Annotated in this window: 12 protein-coding genes and 1 pseudogene; 4 read left to right on the top strand and 9 right to left on the bottom strand. The window is 73.4% G+C overall.

Translation table 11 applies throughout. The features are described from left to right. Positions 1–211 precede the first annotated feature (211 nt). The 4 genes from DVA86_RS32660 to DVA86_RS32645 all read right to left on the bottom strand — a co-directional run bounded on the left by DVA86_RS32660 (position 212) and on the right by DVA86_RS32645 (position 4,158). Complete coding sequence (locus DVA86_RS32660) at positions 212–1,087, bottom strand: LuxR C-terminal-related transcriptional regulator (RefSeq protein ID WP_245997812.1); 876 nt, start codon at positions 1,085–1,087, stop codon at positions 212–214. A 152-nt stretch (positions 1,088–1,239) separates the two neighbouring features. Further along, entirely contained in the window at positions 1,240–1,896 is a 657-nt protein-coding gene (locus tag DVA86_RS32655; protein ID WP_208883717.1) for a DNA-binding response regulator, read from the bottom strand. Further along, positions 1,863–2,999, bottom strand: coding sequence for a hypothetical protein (locus DVA86_RS32650; protein ID WP_208883715.1), 1,137 nt, complete (start codon positions 2,997–2,999; stop codon positions 1,863–1,865). The genes DVA86_RS32655 and DVA86_RS32650 overlap by 34 nt, the downstream gene beginning before the upstream one ends. Continuing rightward, on the bottom strand, positions 2,986–4,158 hold the full coding sequence (locus tag DVA86_RS32645) for a sensor histidine kinase (protein ID WP_208883713.1): 1,173 nt from the start codon (positions 4,156–4,158) through the stop codon (positions 2,986–2,988). Before DVA86_RS32645 ends, DVA86_RS32650 begins: the two co-directional genes overlap by 14 nt. A 294-nt stretch (positions 4,159–4,452) precedes the next feature. Between DVA86_RS32645 and DVA86_RS32640 the strand changes: the two genes are divergently transcribed. Then, the gene (locus DVA86_RS32640; protein ID WP_208883711.1) at positions 4,453–6,414 is read left to right on the top strand and encodes an AfsR/SARP family transcriptional regulator; all 1,962 of its coding nucleotides are present in this window, start codon (positions 4,453–4,455) and stop codon (positions 6,412–6,414) included. 163 nt (positions 6,415–6,577) lie between these two features. After that, positions 6,578–11,215 (top strand): annotated as a pseudogene (locus tag DVA86_RS32635) (amino acid adenylation domain-containing protein); the annotation flags it as partial. A gap of 215 nt (positions 11,216–11,430) precedes the next feature. On the opposite strand, the gene DVA86_RS35735 reads toward DVA86_RS32635, so the two are convergent. After that, on the bottom strand, positions 11,431–12,603 hold the full coding sequence (locus DVA86_RS35735; RefSeq protein ID WP_245997436.1) for a hypothetical protein: 1,173 nt from the start codon (positions 12,601–12,603) through the stop codon (positions 11,431–11,433). A 271-nt stretch (positions 12,604–12,874) separates the two neighbouring features. Next, positions 12,875–15,010: a HelD family protein gene (locus tag DVA86_RS32630; RefSeq protein ID WP_245997811.1), complete on the bottom strand. Its 2,136-nt coding sequence runs from the start codon at positions 15,008–15,010 to the stop codon at positions 12,875–12,877. A 187-nt stretch (positions 15,011–15,197) separates the two neighbouring features. Here DVA86_RS32630 and DVA86_RS32625 point away from each other — a divergent pair, with 187 nt between their 5' ends. After that, entirely contained in the window at positions 15,198–15,827 is a 630-nt protein-coding gene (locus DVA86_RS32625; protein ID WP_208883705.1) for a TetR/AcrR family transcriptional regulator, read from the top strand. Positions 15,828–16,038: 211 nt separating this feature from the next. Then, positions 16,039–16,353, top strand: a complete 315-nt coding sequence (locus DVA86_RS32620; RefSeq protein WP_245997434.1) for a 4a-hydroxytetrahydrobiopterin dehydratase — start codon at positions 16,039–16,041, stop codon at positions 16,351–16,353. A 257-nt stretch (positions 16,354–16,610) separates the two neighbouring features. Here DVA86_RS32620 and DVA86_RS32615 read toward each other — a convergent pair whose 3' ends face one another. The 3 genes from DVA86_RS32615 to DVA86_RS32605 are packed head-to-tail and all read right to left on the bottom strand — an operon-like array spanning position 16,611 to position 19,522. Next, positions 16,611–17,570 carry a hypothetical protein gene (locus tag DVA86_RS32615; protein ID WP_208883701.1) on the bottom strand — a complete coding sequence of 320 codons (960 nt, stop codon included), beginning with the start codon at positions 17,568–17,570 and terminating at the stop codon, positions 16,611–16,613. Next, positions 17,567–18,829 carry a protein phosphatase 2C domain-containing protein gene (locus DVA86_RS32610; RefSeq protein ID WP_208883699.1) on the bottom strand — a complete coding sequence of 421 codons (1,263 nt, stop codon included), beginning with the start codon at positions 18,827–18,829 and terminating at the stop codon, positions 17,567–17,569. Before DVA86_RS32610 ends, DVA86_RS32615 begins: the two co-directional genes overlap by 4 nt. A 27-nt stretch (positions 18,830–18,856) precedes the next feature. Further along, positions 18,857–19,522, bottom strand: a complete 666-nt coding sequence (locus DVA86_RS32605) for a vWA domain-containing protein (protein WP_208883697.1) — start codon at positions 19,520–19,522, stop codon at positions 18,857–18,859. Positions 19,523–19,538: the final 16 nt, after the last annotated feature.

Below are 19,538 nucleotides of genomic sequence, written 5' to 3'. Positions count from 1 at the left end.
GGCGGGCGCGTCACGGGGCCCGGCCCCCGGGCCCGGGGGGTCGGGGGGCAGGGAGGGGCCCGCGGGGGGCCCGCCGCTGGCATTCGCTCGCCCGCCGCTGGCATTCGCTCCGGACGGGCTGCTGACCAGCCTGGCGTCCCTGCGGGCGGTCAACGTCTTCGCCGGGCACGCCAACGAGGCGCCCGCCCCCGGGCGGAGGGCGTGTGGCGGCTCAGACGGGGTAGCCCATGCCGCGGGCGGTGTTGACGGCCTCCATGCGGTTGCGGGTGCCGAGCTTGCGCATGACGCTGCTCAGATAGCACTTCACGGTGCCGGGCGAGAGGCCCATCAGCTCGGCGATCTCCGCGTTGGCCAGGCCCAGCGCCGCGCACCGCAGGGCCTCGCGCTCGCGCCGGGACAGGGCGACGGGCGGCTCCGGCGGCTCCGGCGCCTCGGCCTGTGGCCGGGCGTCGTCCGCGGTGCCCGTCATCCGGTGGCGGATGCGTTCCAGCTCGGCCCGTACACCCGGGTCGTGCACGCGTTCCAGCAGCGACCCCAGGTCGTCGTACGCGTCCCGCAGCCGCGGGTCCGCCGGCGCGGCGGGCGCTTGCCGCTCCCGTACGTCCTGCCGCTCCCGTACGTCCTGCGCTGCCCTCGCGTCGGCGGCCAGGCGCTCCTCGGCCCGCCGCGCGACGTTCGCGGCGACGCGCTGCAGCCGCTCGCCGATGTCGAGCCGCTGCCGCAGCGCGGCGTAGCACACGCCGCTGACCCGGCCCCCGGTCAGCAGCGGCACGGCCACGATCGAGTGGATGCCCTCGCGCATCACGGGCAGGTCGTACTCGTGGCTGATCCCGTCGGCCCCCACGTAGTCGCTGACGGTCACCGGCCGGCTCAGCGCCATCGCCTTGCCGCCCAGGCCCGTGCCCTTCAGTACGACGAGGTCCCGCAGCAGCGGCGTACGCGCCCCGCGCAGCCGGCTGATCACCAGCCGCCGCCCGTCCGGCTGCACGCGCGCCGCGAACGCGAGGTCCAGCCCCGCGCGGTCGACCAGCTGCGCGAGCGCGCCGTCGATGACGCCCGCCCACCCGTCCTGCCCGGCCGCGGCCATCGTCACCACCTCCTCCCGGGCCGCCCGGCCCGGGGTCGACTGCCGGACACCACCGTAAGCCTGGCCGGGCCCGTACGGGCCGGGTCGGGAAGGCCGGACAAGGGAGGCCGGACAGGGCAGGCCGGTCCGGGACGGGGCAGGTCGTACGGCCCCTAGAGGTCCTCCAGGCCGATGAGGCCGTCCTCGACGGCGCGTGCCACCAGGTTCGTCTTCGTGCGGGCCGCGCGGCCCGCGTTGGCGTACTTGATGCGTACGCGGTCCAGATACGTGCTGACCGTGCTGGTGCGTATCCCGAGGCGCTTCGCGACCAGTTCCTTCGACTCGGACTGGAACCACTCGATGAGCACGTCCAGTTCGCGCCGGGAGAGCTGCGGGCGGTCCGATCTGGTGTTGGTGCCGAAGGCGCCGGCGAGGCCGGGCGGGGTGTACGCGCGGTTCTCCGCCGCGGCGATGGTGGCAGGCACGAGGTGCTCGCCGCCCTTGGACTTGGTGAGGAACGTGAACGCGCCGATGTCGATGCAGGTGAGCGCGGTCTGCTGGTCCTCGCGCATGGTGTAGACGATGACCTGCCGGCCGGCGTCCACGAGGCGTCGCAGATCGGAGTACGCCGGTTCGCCGCCGGACAGCTGGAGGTCCAGCACCACGACGTCCGCGCTGTCGCCGGGCGGCACCCACGCGGCCTTGACGTCGGGCCCGGAGGCCACGACGTCGATCGGGGTGCCCGCGGTCGCGTACCAGTGCTCGACCGCGGCGACGATGGCCGGGTGGTCGTCGATCACTGTGACGGTGATGCGTCGTGCCGATTCCATACAGTCTGTACCCACCATTCCTTTTCCAGGGTGATCTCCTCGACCCGTACGTGCTCCGCACACGAGTCGATTGGTGGCGCGCCGGCCGCGTCGCTGACGATGCTGACCCGGACCTGCTCCGGTGTCCGCAGGAGCGTCACGCGCGCGGAGTCGCGGGTCGCCGACAGCACGGCCAGTACGGGGTCCACCAGTTCGCGCCGTACCACCTTGGGGACCTCCACCGGGTCGCCGGTGATCTCCAGCTGCGCGGTGACGCCGCGGCGGTCCGCCACTCCGAGGCCGGCCTCGAGTTCGTGTGCCAGCGGGTCCGGCACGTCGTCGTTCTCCGCCTGCAGGCGTCTGAGGCGGGCGGACTCCACGGCGCAGCGGCGCTGCGCGTCGGGGTCGGACGGGTCCAACTCGCCGTCGGCGATGGCGCGGAGCAGCGGAATCGTCGTGTCCAGCAGCCCCAGGAAGCGCTCCTCGCGGTAGCGGTGCGCACTCTCCGCGACCGCCTTCTGCGTACGGGACCGCTCCTCCTCGGCTGCTGCCTGCGCCGCCTTGTTGGCGATCTTCCGGACGGTGTACGCGAACATGCCGACGGTCAGCTGGAATCCGTACACGGAGACCGCGGAGATCGCCTTCGGCGCGACCATCTGGATGTCCGGCAAGCCGCTCAGCACCAGCGGCGCGGCGGCCAGCACGAAGTGCACGCCGAACACGGCGACCAGGATTCTCAGCGGCTCCCCGAACAGCAGGACCAGGCAGTACCAGCCGACGACTCCGAACGTCCAGTGCTCGGTGTTCATCACATCGGCGGGCGTCAGCGACGTGGTGGTCAGCAGGGACGCCGCGAAGGTGGCGCCGACTCCCAGGACCCGGCTCGTCCGCGAGGGCCGGCGGCCGACCAGCACGTGGTACGCGCCCACGCCCGCGACGGCCAGCAGCAGGCAGAAGACCACGGCGTGCGACCACAGCGGCTGGTACAGCTCGAGTTCGGTGAGGATCCGGGGGAGCGCGAACACGCACTGGACGTTGAGCGCGACACCGAGGAGAGCCGCCCGTACGCGGCGGACGAGACCCTCCTCGATCTGTGCGGCTGCCTCGGCGTCACGCGGGTTCATCGGGCCACACCCACCGTACGGTCGTGCCTTCGCCGATGCCGGACGTGACCGAGGCGGAGCCGCCGACGGCCGCCATCCGGCCCATGATGGAGGAGCTGAGGCCGCGGCGCTGCGCCGGTATCCGGCCGGTGTCGAAACCCCGTCCCGCGTCCCGCAGTTCGACGACGTACCGGCCCGGCTCGTCGCGGCGGGCGCTCAGCACGGCCTCGTACACGCCGGCGTGGCGCTCGATGTTGATCAGGCCCTCGCGTACGCCGCGGAAGATGGCCAGCCCCGCCTTGGCGGGCAGGACGAGCGGGCCGCCCAGGTCGAGGCCGAGGCGTACGGTGTGCTGGTCGGTCAGCGTGGCCAGCAGCGCGGCGAGGTCCACGTCGCGGCTGCCGCCCTCGCGGGCGTCGGTCAGCGCGGCCAGGTCGCGGCGCGCGCGCCGGGCGAGCTGGTCCCGGTCGTACCCGGGCGCGCCCATGGACACCGTGAGGAGCGTCGCGCTCGCGGTGTCGTGGAGCGTCGCGAAGTATTCCCGCTCCGCCTGTCTGCGGGATTCGCCGACGAGCGCCGCGCGGCGGGATTCGGCGGCTTTCCGCATCATTTCGTCGGCACTTCTCGCCTGCCGTCGTGTCAGCATGTAGATGGCGCGCCACATCAGGCACTCGCCGAAGATACGGCCGCTGAGCGTGAATGCCGTGGAAATCTCCTCGGACGGGGCCACGAGGGCCAGGCCGCCGATATACGAACTCAGGCTGACAATCGCCAGCAGCAGTGCCAGAAAGGGCCGTGTCGTCCATTCGACCTGATATGTCAGTGCGGTGATGGAGGCGATGGCGAGCACCCAGCTGTCCACCGTCTCGGTGCCCGTCCAGCCCTGGCTGAGGCCGAGCACGGGCAGCACGCCGAGTTCCAGCGCCAGGATATACCGTACGGGCGGGCGCAGATGCAGCCAGAACAGCCGAACGGCACACCACATAAACACCATCGCCATTGTGATGGACATTTGCAGAATGCGGTCCGGAGGTACGGTGAAGATCGCGAAGAGGCCCGTCGCGCCCACGACGCAGGTGCGTACGAGGACGGAATAGCGCTCGAAGGCGCTGTTCAGCGCCAGTTCGCTCTGGCCCGGCGCGTGCGGCGTACGGGTGGCCGCGGGGGTCCCGGCGGCCACGGAGGCCCGTCCTTGAGATCTCCTCAGTACCCTCACGTGCCCAGCCGTCCCGCCCCGGAGGTCGTTCTCGCCGGAAAGGCCCGCGACGGGCCTCGCCGCTGCATGGATATCACAGTACGGTGCCTGCCCGCAGACTCGGCGTATGCGCCTGAATACGTTACTACGCAACACTCCAGTAGATTTCGGACAGGTCCGGACGGCCGCGTCCGTCGACCGGAGGACACAGCTCCGCGCGGATCCCCTCTACGGTCTGGGCTGCACCCGGTCAAGACCAGCCGGGAGTGGGGGTATCCGGTGGACAGCCGATTTCACATACGCATGCTGGGGCCGTTCGAAGTGGAAAGGGACGGGGCTCCTGTCCGAATTCCGACGGGCAAGCAGCGTGCCCTGCTGGCCAGTCTGGCCGTACGGGCCGAAAGGGGCGCTTCGGCGGACGAATTGGTGGAGCGCCTGTGGGGAGAGGAGGCCCCGCACGGTGCCCGCACCACCATTCGCGGCTACGTGATGCGGCTGCGGCGGCTCCTGGACGAGGGGAGCGCCGGGGCGGGCTCGGCCATCGAATCGGGCGAGCTGGGATACCGCCTCACCATCGACCCGGAGAACGTCGACCTGTCCCGGTTCCACGCGCTCGTGGGCCGGGCCGGCACGGAGACCGACGAGACGCGCGAGGCCGGACTGCTCGGGGAAGCGCTGGCGCTGTGGCGCGGCCCGGCCCTGTGCGACGTGGCCTGCGACTCCCTCCAGCGCGAGGTCCTGCCCGTACTGAACGAGAAGCGGCTGCACGCCCTGCACAGACGCAACGAACTGGCCCTGTCGCGCGGCGAGTCCACCGCGCTCCTCCCCGAACTGGGCGAGCTGGTCGCCGAATACCCGATGGAGGAGCGGTTCTGGGCCCAGCTGCTGCTCGCGCTGCACAAGGCGGGCCGGCAGGCCGCCGTGCTGACGCGGTTCGCGGAGTGCCGCCAGGTGATGAACGAGCACCTGGGCGTCGAGCCCGGTACGCAGGTGCAGGAGATCTTCGAACGCATCCTGGCCGAGGACCGCGACGCCGGTGCCGGGGCCCGTACGGGTGCCGCTTCCCGTACGGGCGACGGCGCGGCCCGGCCCGGCGGTGAAGAGGCGCCGCACGCCGCCGCACCGGACCCCGCCGCGCCGCGCCCCGCCGCACCTGATCCCGCACCGCGGGACGCGGCGGGCGCGCCCGCGCCGCACCTGGCCGTGCCGCGGCAACTGCCGCCCGACGTCGTGCCGTTCACCGGCCGCGTCGACGAACTCGCCGAACTGGACCGGCTCGTCGGCGGGCGCCGGGACCGGGCCGGCTCCCGCTGCGTACTCGTCGACGGCCCGGCCGGCGTCGGCAAGACCGCGCTCGCCGTGCACTGGGCACACCGGGCCGCCCGGTGCTTCCCGGACGGCCAGCTCCACATCGACCTCAACGGATTCGGCCCCGGCGAGCCCGTCGAAGCGTCCCAGGCACTGCGCGTACTGCTGCTCGGCGCCGGGGTGCCCAGGGAGCAGGTGCCCGCCGAGACGAGCGCGCGGAGTGCCCTGCTCCGCACGCTGCTCGCGGGCCGGCGCGTGCTCGTCATCCTGGACAACGCGGTGAGCGCCGAGCAGGTGCGCGCGCTGCTGCCGGGCAGCACGGCGACCGTGCTGGTGACGAGCCGCAGCGGGCTGCGCGGGCTGGTGGCGCGGGACGGCGCCGCACGCGTGCGGCTCGGGCGGTTCACGAAGGACGAGGCGGCCCGGCTGCTGGCGGAACTGCTCGGCAAGGACCGCTGCGCCGGGCAACGCCTCACGCTGGCGGAGCTGGCCGTCCTGTGCGAACGGCTGCCGCTGACGCTGCGCATCGTCGCCGAACGCGCGAGCCGGCACCCGGACTGGCCGCTCGGCCACTTCGTGAACGAGGTACGCAACTCGCCGCCCGTCTCGGCCTTCGACACCGGCGAGGACCGTACGGGGCTGCACGCGATGCTCTCCCGCTCCTACCGCGTGCTCGAACCCGCTCCCGCCCGGCTGTTCCGGCTGCTCGGCAGCCACCGGCCGCGTGCCATCGAGCCGGACTCCGTCGCGCGCCTCCTCGGCATACAGGCCGGCGCCGCGGGCCGCCTGCTGGACGAGCTGGCGGACGTCAACCTGATCGAGCACACCGCGCCGGGGCACTTCGAGGTGGACTCGGTCTGCCGCAGCTTCGCCGCGTCACTGGCCGGCGAGACCCGCCGGTCCGCGGGCCGCGCCCGCATGGCCCGCCGCTGAGCCGGACTGCCGCTGAGCCGGACTGCCGCTGAGCCGGACCGCCGCCGGGCTCGTTGTCCCGGCACAACGCGGCGACCAACGCCCGTTCAACGGGCGGTCCGCAGGGTGGTCCACGTCGCAACAGCACGCACGCCACACACGCCACAGCAGGAAGGGCTGGACCGTGTCCGAGAGTCAGACGGTGCGCCGTACGGTCTCCGCCGCACAGCTCGGCGTATGGGTCGCGCAGCAACTCGACCCCGCCAGCCCGCTGTACAACGTGGCCGCCTACGTGGAACTGCGCGGCGACGTCGACGCCGCCGCCCTCCGGGAGGCCGTCGCCCGGGTCGTCGCGGAGACCGAGCCGCTCAGGACCGCGTACGCCGAGGACGACGACGGCGTCTGGGAGACCGTCCACGCCGAGGCGGGCGCCGGCCTCGAACACACCGACCTCACCGGCCACGCCGCCCCGGAGACGGCGGCGCGCGAGGCCATGGACGCGGACCTGCGCACCGCCGTGGACCTCACCGCGCCGGGGCACTTCCGCTTCGTGCTGTTCCGGCTGGCCGCCGGCCGGCACTTCCTGTACTTCCGCTTCCACCACATCGCGATGGACGGCCACAGCCAGGACCTGTGCCTGCGCCGCCTGGCCGAGGTCTACTCACGGCTCGCACGCGGCGAGGACGGCGGCCGGGTCAGCAACGAGGACGGCGGTCAGGCCGACGACCGGGCCCGCGACGTGACGCCCTTCCCGTCCGCTCGGCTGCTCGCCGAGGAGGACGCCGAGTACGCCCGTTCCCCCGAGCGCGAGGCCGACCGCGACTACTGGCTCGGCGAGTTCCCCGCCGTCCCGGAGACCACCGGCGTCACCGGCCGGACCGCTCCGCTCGCCCAGGGCGCGCTGCGCGGGAAGGTGCGGCTGTCCCCGGAGCGTACGGACGCGCTCGGCGCGGTGGCCGAGGCGGCCGGCACCCGCCCCTCGGCGGTCCTGCTCGCCGCGGCCGCGCTGTACGTGCACCGCCTCAGCGGACTCCGCGACGTCGTCCTCAACGTCCCCGTGCCCGGCCGTACGAGCGCCACCGCCCGCCGTACGCCCGGCATGCGCGTGAACGAGCTGCCCCTGCGCGTGACCGTCACCCCCGCGATGAGCTTCGCGGATCTGGCCGCGCAGGTGTCGGCGCGGCTGGGCGCGGCCCTGCGCCACCAGCGACGCCGGCTGGAGGACGTGCACCGCGATCTCGGACTGGCCCGGCACGGCGGCGCGTTGAGCGGCGTCATGGTCAACATCCGCTCCCACATGGGCAGCGGCCTCGACTTCGCGGGCTGCACGCCGGTCCTCCACGCGCTGTCGAACGGCCCGGTCAGGGAACTCCTCCTCGACGTGCACGGCACGCCCGGCGCGCCAAGCGGCCTCCGGCTCGAACTGACCGGGAACCCGGGGCTGTTCAGCCGCGCCGAACTCGTCGCCCACCAGGACCGCTTCCTGCACCTACTCGACCAGGTGACGGCCGCCGCCGACCGCCCCGCCGGGCGGGCCGACGTACTGGCGGAGGACGAACGCCACCACGTCCTGGAGGAGTGCAACGCCACGCGGCGGGACTTCCCCGGCGGCTCGGTGACGGAGCTGTTCGAGCAGCGTGCGGCGGACGAGCCGGATGCCGTCGCGGTCGTGTGCGACGGCCGCGGCGTGTCGTACGGCGAGCTGAACGCCCGCGCGAACCGGCTGGCGCACTGGCTGACCGGCCGCGGCATCGGCCCCGAGTCGCTGGTGGCGGTGGCGCTCCCGAGGACGGAGACGCTGCTCGCGGCGCTGCTCGGCGTGTGGAAGGCGGGCGCGGGCTACCTGCCCGTCGACCCGGGCTATCCGCCAGAGCGCGTGCGCTACCTCCTCGACGACGCCCGCCCCGCGCTCGTGCTGACCACGGTCGCCGTCGCGGAAGGGCTTCCGGCCGTGGACGTCGAACGGCTGCTGCTGGACGACGCGGACGTGGCGCGCGCTCTCGCCGCCTGCCCCGCGGGCGACCCGGCGGACGGCGAGCGCCGGCAGCCGCCGGCGGCGGAGCACCCGGCGTACGTCATCTACACCTCGGGTACGACGGGCCGCCCGAAGGGCGTCGTCGTACCGCACCGCGGCGTACGCAACCTGGCTCACTGGGCGGTGTCCGAGCTGGGGCGGGAACGGCTCGCCCGTACGGTCGCCTCGACCTCCCTCAACTTCGACGTGTCGGTGTTCGAGCTGTTCGCGCCCCTCGTCGCGGGCGGCACGCTGCGGCTGGTGGGCGACGTGCTGGAGCTGGCCGACGAACCGGACGCGTGCGCCGGCCACCTGGTCAGCGCGGTGCCGTCGGCGTTCGGCCACCTGCTGGCCTCGGCCGGGAACCGGCTGGACCTCGCCGCGGTCGTCCTGGCGGGCGAGGCGCTGCCCGCGCACCTCGTCAACGACGTGCTGGCCCGCGTCCCCGGCTGCACCGTCGCGAACTTCTACGGCCCGACCGAGGCCACCGTCTACGCCACCCACTGGACAGCGGACGGCCGTACGGACAGCGCGCCGCCGATCGGCAGGCCGGTCGCCAACACCCGTGCGTACGTGCTGGATTCCGGCCTGCGTCCGGTGCCCGCAGGCGTGCCCGGCGAGCTGTACCTCGCGGGCGCGGGCCTGGCACGGGGCTATCTGCGGCGGCCCGCGCTGACGGGCGAGCGCTTCGTCGCCGACCCGTACGGCCGCGCGGGGACGCGGATGTACCGCACGGGGGACATGGTGCGCCGGCGCCACGACGGCGGGCTGGAGTATCTGGGCCGCACCGATGACCAGGTGAAGATTCGCGGCTTCCGGATCGAGCTCGGCGAGATCGAGGCGGAGGTGGCGCGACAGCCCGGCGTCGCGCAGTGCGCCGTCGTGGTCCGCGAGGACCGCGCCGACGACAAGCGCGTCGTCGCGTACGTCGTCCCGGACGGCGCCCCGGACCACACCGCCCCGGACCGCACCGCCCCCGGCTCCGGCACAGGCGCCCTGCGGGACCGGCTCGCCCGCCGCCTCCCCGAGCACATGGTGCCGTCCGCGGTGGTCGAGCTGGACGCGCTGCCGCTCAACCCGAACGGCAAGCTCGACCGCGCCGCGCTGCCCGCGCCCGGGTACGCGGGCGAGCCGCGCGGCCGCTCGCCGCGCGGCCCGCTGGAGGAGCTGCTGTGCGAGCTGTTCGCCGACGTGCTCGGCCTGCCGCGGGTCGGCATCGACGACGACTTCTTCGCGCTGGGCGGCCACTCCCTGCTCGGTACGCGCCTGGTGAGCCGCATCCGTACGGTCCTGGGCGCGGAACTGCCCGTACGGGCCCTCTTCGAGCGGCCGACCGTCGCCGCGCTCGCGGCGGCCGGGTCGCTGACCGCGAAGGCCGGTACCGGACGGCCGCCCCTGCGCCCGGCGCCGCGCACCGCACGCGCGCAGCTGTCGTTCGCCCAGCAGCGGCTGTGGTTCCTGCACCGCATGGAGGGCCCGAGCCCCACGTACAACATCCCGGTCGCGCTGCGGATGACCGGACCCGTCGACCACGGGCTGCTGCACCGGGCGCTGGCGGACGTCGTACGGCGGCACGAGAGCCTGCGTACGGTGTTCGCGGAGGACGATGACGGGCCGTACCAGCGCGTGCTGGACGCGGACGCCGCCGAGCCGGTGCTGTCGGCCGAAGCCTGCGACGAGGACGGCCTGCCCGCGCGGATGCGGGCCGCGAGCCGCCACGCGTTCGACCTGACGCGCGAGATCCCCGTACGCGGCTCCCTCTTCGGACTCCCGTCCTCCGAGAGCGTGCTGCTGCTCGTCGTGCACCACATCGCGGGCGACGGCTGGTCCCTGTCCCTGCTCATCAGGGACCTGATGAGCGCATACGCGGACAGGTGCGCGGGCCGCGAGCCGTCGTGGGCGCCGCTGCCGGTGCAGTACGCCGACTACGCCGCCTGGCAACGCGAGCTGCTCGGCAGCGACACGGGTGACACGGGCGACACGGGCCGCTCGGACGGCAGCGGTGACGCGCGCGGCGCGCTGGCACCGCAACTCGGCTACTGGCGTACGAAGCTGGCGGACCTGCCCGGCGAACTCCCCCTGCCTGCCGACCGGCCGCGCCCCGCCGTGGCGTCGCACCACGGGGAGCGGGTGGTGTTCACCGTCCCGCCCGAGCTGCACGCGCGGCTGACCCGGCTCGCGCGCGAGAACCAGGCCAGCGTCTTCATGGTCGTCCACGCGGCGCTGTCCGCCCTGCTCTCACGGCTCGGAGCGGGCAGCGACATCCCGGTCGGCTCCCCGGTTGCCGGCCGTACGGATGACGCCGTCGAGGACCTCGTCGGCTTCTTCGTGAACACCCTCGTGCTGCGGACCGACCTGTCGGGCGACCCCACCGTACGGGAACTGATCGCCCGTGCGCGCGAGACCGACCTCGAGGCGTACGCGCACCAGGACGTGCCCTTCGAGCAGCTCGTCGAGGTGCTGAACCCCGAACGCACGCTCTCCCGGCACCCGCTGTTCCAGGTCATGCTCGCGTTCAACAACACCGACCACCGCGACGTGCTCTCGTCCGCGCTGGACGCCGCCGGGCCCGCCGCCGCGGAGGAACCCGTACACGCGGGCGTGGCCCGGTTCGACCTCCTCTTCAGCCTCACCGAACAGCGCTCCGCGCAGGGCGAGGTGAACGGCATGCGCGGCGAACTCGAGTTCGCCACCGAGCTGTTCCACCCGGAGACGGCCGGACTGCTCGCCGAACGCTTCGTCCGCGTCCTGGACGAGTTCGCCGCAGGCCCCGACCGGCACGTACGGGAACTCGACGTGCTCGGCGACACCGAACGGGACCGGGCGCTGACGGCCTGGCACGGCCCGGTGCACCCCGCCCCTGAGATGTCCGTCGCGGGGTTGTTTGAGGGGTGTGTGGTGGCGTCGCCGGGTGCGGTGGCGGTGGTGGGTGTTGATGGTGTGGCGGTGTCGTATGGGGAGTTGAACGCGCGGGCGAATCGGTTGGCGTGGTGGTTGAACGCCCTCCCGCCGCTGCTCCGCGGCTACCTGCGGCTCGGCGCGAAGGTGTGCGGACCGCCCGCGTACGACCCGGACTTCCACGTCGCCGACCTGTACGTGCTGCTCTCCCTGCGCGACACCAACCCTCGCTCTCTGCGGCACTTCCTCTCCCCCGTACCGGCTTGAGCCCCTTGTCCGCTGCCGTATCCGCCGGAGTCACCGCCGCTGTCTCCCCCGCCGCCGTCACCGCCGCCCCAGCCGTCGCCTCCGGCACCGGGCCCGGAGTCCTGACTTCCGGTGCCCACCCCGGTGAACCAGGGCTGCCCCCACAAGTCCGGGTCACCGAGCTGCACCAACTCGCCCTGGCCGCCGAAGCGGACGGTGCCGGTGCTCTCGCCCAGTCCGAACGACACCGCCAGTGCGTGCGCCACGACGTCGTCCACGAGGTCCGTGCTGCCGTACTCCACGTCTGCCAGCGGCAGCAGCGGCACATGCCCGGTCGGCCTGTCCGGGCGCTTGAGCACGGCAACCGGCTGTCCGTCGCGCACGAGCTGCGAACCGCGCCTGCCGTGCTTCCGCAGCTCCCACTGGCGGTTCGCGGCGGCGACCGTGACGGTGTTCTTCGACAGCAGCCGGGAGGTGTCGATCGTGAGGGCGGCGGGCTCGTCCCCGATCGTCATCTCCAGGTTCCTGGTCTGGTTCTTCCGGTCCAGGGACACACCCTGAGGCGCGCGGATACGCACCGTGGGCGCGCCCTCCGCCCATACGTCCACCCGCACCCCGCGCCGGTCCACCGCCACCGTGACCGGCCCGTGCGGACCGTGCGCGGAGCGCCGCGCGATCCACAGCGGGACGCCGACCGCCCGCGCCTGCGAGGCCAGCCGCCCGACCGCCTCGGGGCCGCCGCTGCGCAGCACGGCGAGCTCGCCCAGCGCCCGCGCGAAATCGGCGGCCCGGCGCGGCTTCACGATCATCGACGAGCCGGATATCCGGGTCACCGGCACGATGCCGCGGGCGTCGCCGAGGTGCGCCAGCGGACGTTCGGAGCCACCGCCGCCCAGCCAGCCGCCGCGAAGGTAAGCGTCCGCCATGGCCGGGAAGTTGAGCTCGTCCAACGGGATCCAGCGCAGGCCGATGCGCAGGTTTCTGTCGTCGAGCCGGACAAGCCACGCGAACGGGTTCCGCGACGTCTCTGTGTACAGGTACTCGTCGCTCATCCGCGCGCCCCCATCGTCCGTCTGGTCCCGTCTCAATTCGCCGAGTGGTGCTGCGCGGTTCGCCGCGCAGCTCTCGTCGTACGGGACGCCGGGGGCGCTCGGCCTGGTTGCGGATCAGCCGCGACCGGCCGTGACCTGCGCCTGCACCGGTCCTGCTCCGCCGTGGCCGACCGTGGTGGACGGGGCGGGAGTGGCACGTTTGGTGTGGTTTTGAGTCGTCTGCACCTCCTCAGGGGTCAGCCGGGCCGTGTGGCGGCGGGGACCCGGGTCATCAGGGCTGGTCGGGGCTGCCGGTCAACGCGGCCGGGAGCGGGCGGTGATGGAGGACGTCGAGGCGGGAGACGGCGCGGGTGAGAACCACGTACAGCCTGTTCAGGCCGCGCTCCTCCGCGTCGACGACCGCGGCCGGCTCGACCACGATCACGTGGTCGTACTCCAACCCCTTGGCGAGCGTGCCCGGAAGCACCGTGACCCGGGCGGCGGCGCCCATGTCGTCGGCCGTGCCGGTCTCGATCCCGGCCGCCCCGAGGACGTCGCGCAGCCGGGACGCCGACGGCTCGTCGGCGGCGATGACACCTGTCGAGCCCTCGCGGGTCAGGGCGGTCCGGACGGCCTGGACCGTCGCTGCCTCCAGGTCGGGCGCCGCCGGATCCGGCACTCTCCGCACTCTCAACTCGCCGTCGCGGCGCAGCGACCGTGCCCGCGGCACGGCGGCCCCTATCGGCTCGAGCAGCCGGTTGGCCAGCTCCAGGACCGCGGCCGGGACGCGGAAGCCCGTGGTCAGCGGCACCACGGCCGTCCGCGGCCTGCCGAGGTGCGCGAGGTGCTCCGGCCAGTCCCGGGCCGCCCAGGGTGTGGTGCCCTGGGCCAGGTCGCCGAGGACCGTCAGCGAACCGAAGCCGGACCGGCGGGCGATGGCGCGGCACTGCATCGGCGAGAGGTCCTGCGCCTCGTCGACCACCACGTGTCCGTACCCCTCCGGCCGGTCCATGAGCCCGGCCACCTCGTCCAGCAGCACGAGGTCGGCCGCCGACCAGCGGACGCTGCGCCAGGAGCGCGGCGCCTTCGGCCAGAGCAGCGCGCGCTGCTCGTCCTCCGTCAGCACGCCGGCGGCCGCGGCGGCCAGCTCACCGGCATCGCCGAGCAGGGCGGCGACCACCTCCTCGGGCTGCACGCCGGGCCACACGGCGTCCACGAACGCCGAGACCGGCCGGGACCGTTGGACCCGGCGCAGCCACTGGCCGCCCGGCGGCCCCGCGCGCCGCTCCGCCTGGCCGCGCAGCACCTCCGCGACCCTGACCCGTATCCGCTCGCGGCCGATGGCGTACGGCGGCTCCTCCTCGCGCGCCTCGGCGACGATGCGCTCCAACTCGTCGACCGGGACCCGCCAGCGGTACGAGCCGTCGGCCACCTCCACGGGGCGCATCGGCCGGTCCCGCTGCCCGCCCACCCGTGCGTACAGCGCGCGGCGGAGCACCTCGGCCATGCGGGCGTCGTGTTTCAGCGCAGCCGCCCGCTCGCTGTCCACCGCGCGCACCGGATGGCGGCCGATCTCCTCGTCGACGGTGGACTGCCGGACGTCGAACTCGCCGAGAGACGGCAGGACATCAGCGATGTACGACAGGAAGGCGGGGTTCGGGCCGAGGATCAGCAGCCCGGCGCGCTGGATGCGTTGCGGATAGGTATAGAGGAGATACGCCGCGCGGTGCAGGCCGACGGCGGTCTTGCCGGTGCCGGGGGCGCCCTGCACACACAGGGAGCTGTCGAGCGCGGCCCGCACCAGATCGTCCTGCTCCGGCTGGATGGTGGCGGCGATGTCCCGCATCGGGCCGACGCGGGGGCGCTCGATCTCACTCGCGAGGATGCCGCCGGGCGCGCCACCTGCTCCCCCGCGCCCTGCCTGGTCGGGCCGCCCGTCCGGGCCGGGCCGCACGTCGAGGTCGGTGCGGCCGTCGAGGTCGGTGCGGCCGTCGAGGTCGGTGCGGCCGTCGGGGGCGAAGGGCCGGGCGGCCGTGAGGAGTTCGTCCTCCAGGCTCGTCAGATCCTCCGGGGCGCCGCTGCTCCACGGTGCCCAGCCGAACCGGCGCCGGATCTCGACACCTCGGGGCTCGCGGGCACTCGCTTGGTAGAAGGCCTGCGACACCGGTGCGCGCCAGTCCACGACCAGCGGTGGAGCGGCGACCTCCTCCGTTATGCGGCGCCGCCCGATGTAGTACCGCTGGCCGCGGTGGTCAGCCGCCGCCTCTCCGTGCCCGAAGTCGAGGCGGCCGAAGAAGAGCGGCCGGTCGGCCTCCTCGCGCAGCCGCTTGGCGTGGCTGCGCAGCTCGAATCCGAGCACCTCGGCATCGGCACCGGACGCCGAGACGTCCTGGCCGGTGACGACGTGCTCCTGGGCGCCCTCCGCCATGGCCGCCTGGGCGGCACGGCACGCCTCGTGGTGGGCGCGCTCGCGCCGGAGCTCCTGCTCGAGCTCCTGATCCGGTGCTTCGTCGAGTGCTTGGTCGAGTGGTGTCACGAGGACACCGTAACAGAAAAATGTGACTCGGTTACAAATCTTCTTGAGTTTCATCTTCAGGGTGCGTAGGCTGCCTGTCATGAGCGGCGAGACGGGCTTGCGGGAGCGCAAGAAGCAGCGGATGTACCAGAACGTGTCCGAGACCGCGATCGAGCTCTTCCTGCGGCGGGGCTTCGACCAGGTGTCGGTGGCGGAGGTGGCGGAGGCGGCCGAGATCTCCAAGCCGACCCTGTTCCGGTACTTCCCGGCGAAGGAGGACCTTGCGCTGTACCGCTTCGCGGACCACGAGGACGAGGCGGCGCGGGTCGTCACGGGGCGCGAGGCCCACCAGTCCCCTCTCGGCGCACTGCACGAGCACTTCGTGACGGGGCTGCGGCGGCGCGACCCGGTCACGGGGCTGAACGACGACCACGACGTGCTCGGCTTCCACGACCTGCTGTACGGGACCCCGAGCCTGGTCGCCCGGCTGCACGGCTATCAGCACCGATCGGAGGAAGCGCTGGCGAGAGCGCTGGCCGAGGCGGGCCCTGGCGGGCTCGAGGCCCGGCTGGCCGCCGGGCAGATAATCACGGTCCAGCGCATCCTCGCCGAGGACAACTGGCACCGGATCCACGCCGGTTCGAACGCGACACGGCTGCTCGGAAGCGCGGTCCGCGCGGCCAACAGCGCGTACGGGCAGCTGCGCGACGGGCTCAGACCGTACGCCTGACGGGGCGCGCGGCGTGCGCGCGACGGGAGCGTGCGGGATGCGCGCGGTCCGGGCGGCCGGCGGGACCGCGGGCCCGTACGTGACCCCTGCTCGTACCAAATACCCAGGAAGCAAAGGGTCTTGGGTGCCCCTGGAGGCCGGAGCAAGATCCATGGCAGGATGCCCCGGCCGGGACGGCCTGCGATTCCGGATCATCGTGGAAGGAGACGACGTGGTCGAGACGCCTGTGCTGCTCCGGGACGACGAGATCGAGGCGCGGCTACGGGAACTGCCCGGCTGGACCCGCGTCGGTCACGAGATATCCCGGTCGTTCCGGATCAGGTACCACGGCGGGGTGGCGATGATCGTGCATGTCGCCGATGTGGTCCGGCAGATGGGGCACCACGCCGACATCGACCTGCGCTGGGATCTGGTGCGGTTCGGGATCACCACGCACGACGCGGGGAACCGGCTGACCGAGGCCGATTTCGACCTCGCCCGCCGAATAGACCGCATAGCAGCGGCACACGACGCGAGTGCGCTCTGACGCGACAGCGGACGCGCTGAGCGGGCCCAGCGGCGCGGGTCCAGCAGCGTGGGCCCAGCGGCGCGGGTCCAGCAGCGTGGGCTCAGCGGCGCTGGTCCGGACGAGGGCACGCCGTGGTCTGCGTGGTCGGATCACCGACGGTGAGTGGCCTCCCGGCCCGTCCTCGAACGCCGGACGGGCTGGCTGTGTCCAGCCGCGCACTCGGTGCCGAGGGCGCGACCGGGACTGAGCACGCGGCCGCGGCCGGGCATCCGCCCCTACGGCGGGTCCGGCTGGCGGAGGGGGATCGTGCCGCGGGTGCGGTGGCTGTCCAGGACCTCGCGGTTCACCGGGGGGCGCGGGGCCGGGGTGGCCGCGGTCAGCTTGATGACGTCGCGCGGCGACAGCGCCGTACGCCACTCCGCGAGCGTCGGCCGGGTGCCGTAAGCGCCCGCCGCCTCGTCGAACCGGCGGCGTACGGCGGCCTCCTGGCGGTCGTCCAGCTCCCCCGCCACCAGCGTGAGCGGCTTGCCGGGCGCGGCGTACGCGTCCTGCGCGAGGATGCGCCCGACAGCGAGCGCAGCCTTGTACCGGTCGCTGTCCACCGTCGCCGTGCCGGGCGGTGCCGCCGCGTCGTTCCAGTCCACGGTGTCGGCCTGGGCCAGTACGGGTGATTCGCCGGCGGCCCGGAAGCCGTCGCAGTCCAGCAGGAAGACGCCCGTCTGCGGCCGTACGGTCCACAGCACGTTGGCCTGCGAGACATCGCCGAGCACCAGCCGCCAGCTGTGCAGCCGGTCGATCAACTCGACGAGGGCCAGGGCCAGTTCGCGGCGCTGGCCCGGCCCCGGCTGGACGATGTCCTGCCACTGCGGGCGCGGAGAATGGAGGAGGAACTGCAGTTCGGTCAGCTTGCTGCCGCCGTTCGCGGTCTGCCAGGTCATCGATGCGGGCGCGCGCCGCATCAGGAACCCGGCCGTGCGCGGGCCGTCCATCACCCGGCACAGCGGCCACGCCGCCTGCGCGTCCAGCTGGTCGCGTTCCGGTTCCGGCAGGGACCGCCGTACGGAGACGAGGGTGGCGAGCGCCTGCCCGTTGACCTTCTCCGGGGAGCGGTAGCTCTTGTACAGCATCCCGTCCTGCCCGTGCACCGTACGGACCTCGCCCTGCCCGCCGTCGCCGATCTTGTCGCCGGGCGCCAGGTCCTGGAGACGTACGTCGGCGCCGTCGGCGGCGGTCAACGGACGCCTTCCCAGAGGCAGATGACCGTGCGGTCGTCGTCGTACGTCTTCGCCCTGGTCTGCACCTGCCAGAGGAAGTCGGAGAGGTGGGGGACGTCTGCGCCGCCGCCCCAGTCGTCGGCGAGGAGGGCGCGCAGCTCGCGTTCGCCCTCCAGCGGTCCGGAGAAACCGTCGGTGCAGAGCACGAGGACGTCGCCCGGTGTGGAGGGCGCGAGGAGGGAGGTCGCGACGCGGTCGTAGTTGTCGGGCAGTGCGGGCGTGCTGGTGTTGATGACGCCGCGGCCCTCGCCGTCCGGGTCGGTGGCGCCGTCGAGCAGCTGCCAGCCGCCGGTGGTGATCCGGAACAGCCCGCCGTCCCCGACGGAAAGGAACCCGCGGGTCTGCACGGCCGGGTCGAGCGGCACGAGCAGGGCCCGCAGCGTGGTGCTGTACTCCTGGGCGGGCGCCTTCATGTTGGCGCGGAGCATATCGGCGGCGTCCGCGACCGCTTCGTCGGCGAGGTTCTGGAACGTGTCGGCGTCGCCGCCCGCGATGGCCTCGAGGAGCGGTTCCGCCATGCGGTCCAGCAGTTGGGCGAGGCCGTGGACGATTCCGTTGGACCCGGAGTGCGAACGGGAGGCGCCGCCGACACCGTCCGCGACCGCGAGCAGCAGCAGCCCCGACTCGGCGCTGCCGAGCCGGGTCAGCGCGAGGGCGTCCTGGCGGCACTCGCCGAGGTGGCGGTGCGAGTCGCCGCGTACGGAGACGGCCCGTACGGTCAGCGGGCCGTAACGGGCGCCGTCCAGCACGGTGTCCGGGAGTATGGCGGCGTGCGCGTCGCCGTCGCGGGGCGCGGGCAGGCCGAGCGGTGTGGGCGCGTAGCGCGGCGGGCGCGCCCCGACGTGCCGCGGCGCGCCGCGGGGCTTCTCCGGCGGCGAGGTGTCCTCGCGTGCCCAGCGCGGGACGTGGCGGCCGGGCGCGGAGGCGCCACCGTACGGGTCGCGGCCCGCGCCGGTGCCCGCGTCGCCGTACGGGGCGGGGTCAGGATCGGCGCTCCCGTACGGATCGGCATCCGCATGCGGGCCGGTGCTCCCGTCGCCGTACGGGGCGGGGTCGGGGGCGGCGTACGGGCCGGTGCTCCCGTACGGCTCGGCGCTCCCGTACGAGTCGGCATCCGCGTACGGGTCGGCGGCGTCCGCACCGCCGTCCGCGTACGGGTCCCGTCCCCCGCGCGGCGCGTACGGTGCTCCGTACGCGCCCGTGTCCGTGTTCTGGTCCATGGCGAGTCCCCTGGGCGGTCAGAGCTTTCAGAGCTTGTCGAGGGAGACAGTGCTGAAGCCGGGCACCGTGTCGTCCACCGCAAGTGTGAACCCGGAGCCGCCGTCGGCGGGGATGCTTCCCGCGGAACGCACGATGGAACGCGTGAGGCTCGCCGCGAACTCCCGCAGCGCCTGCGCCGGCGACACCGACGCGTCCTGCTGCATGAACGCGCGGAAGTTGGCCACCTGGCTGATGGTCGCCGTGTCCGCCTCGCCGATGCCGAACGCGATGATCTTCGGCCCGTAGCGGGACGACGTCAGGTCCTTGAGCGACTGCTCCCAGCCGGAGTCGGTCGGCACGCCGTCGGAGAGGAAGAACACCACGGGCCGGTACACCTCGTGGCCCTCGCCCTTGAGCGCGGCCACATCCGCTTCGATGCACTGCTGGAGGGTGCGGAACGCGTGTCCGTACGAGGTGACACCACCCGCCGTCAGCGCGGGCAGCTCCGCCAGTTCACCCAGATCCACCAGCGGCTGCAGCACCTTGGCGTCGTCGGAGAAGCCGATCAGCGCGAAGCGGGTCTTGTCGGCCACCGTCGGGTTGGTGCTGATCTCGTGGTGGAGCTCGGGCAGTGCGGAGTTGATCGCGTCGATTGGCGGGCCGCTCATGGAGCCGGACTCGTCGCACACCATGTAGAAGGGCAGGATCTGCACGGAAGGTCTCCTCCGG

Source organism: Streptomyces armeniacus, assembly GCF_003355155.1.
Lineage (GTDB): Bacteria > Actinomycetota > Actinomycetes > Streptomycetales > Streptomycetaceae > Streptomyces > Streptomyces armeniacus.
This window is presented reverse-complemented; position numbering and strand designations above follow the sequence as displayed.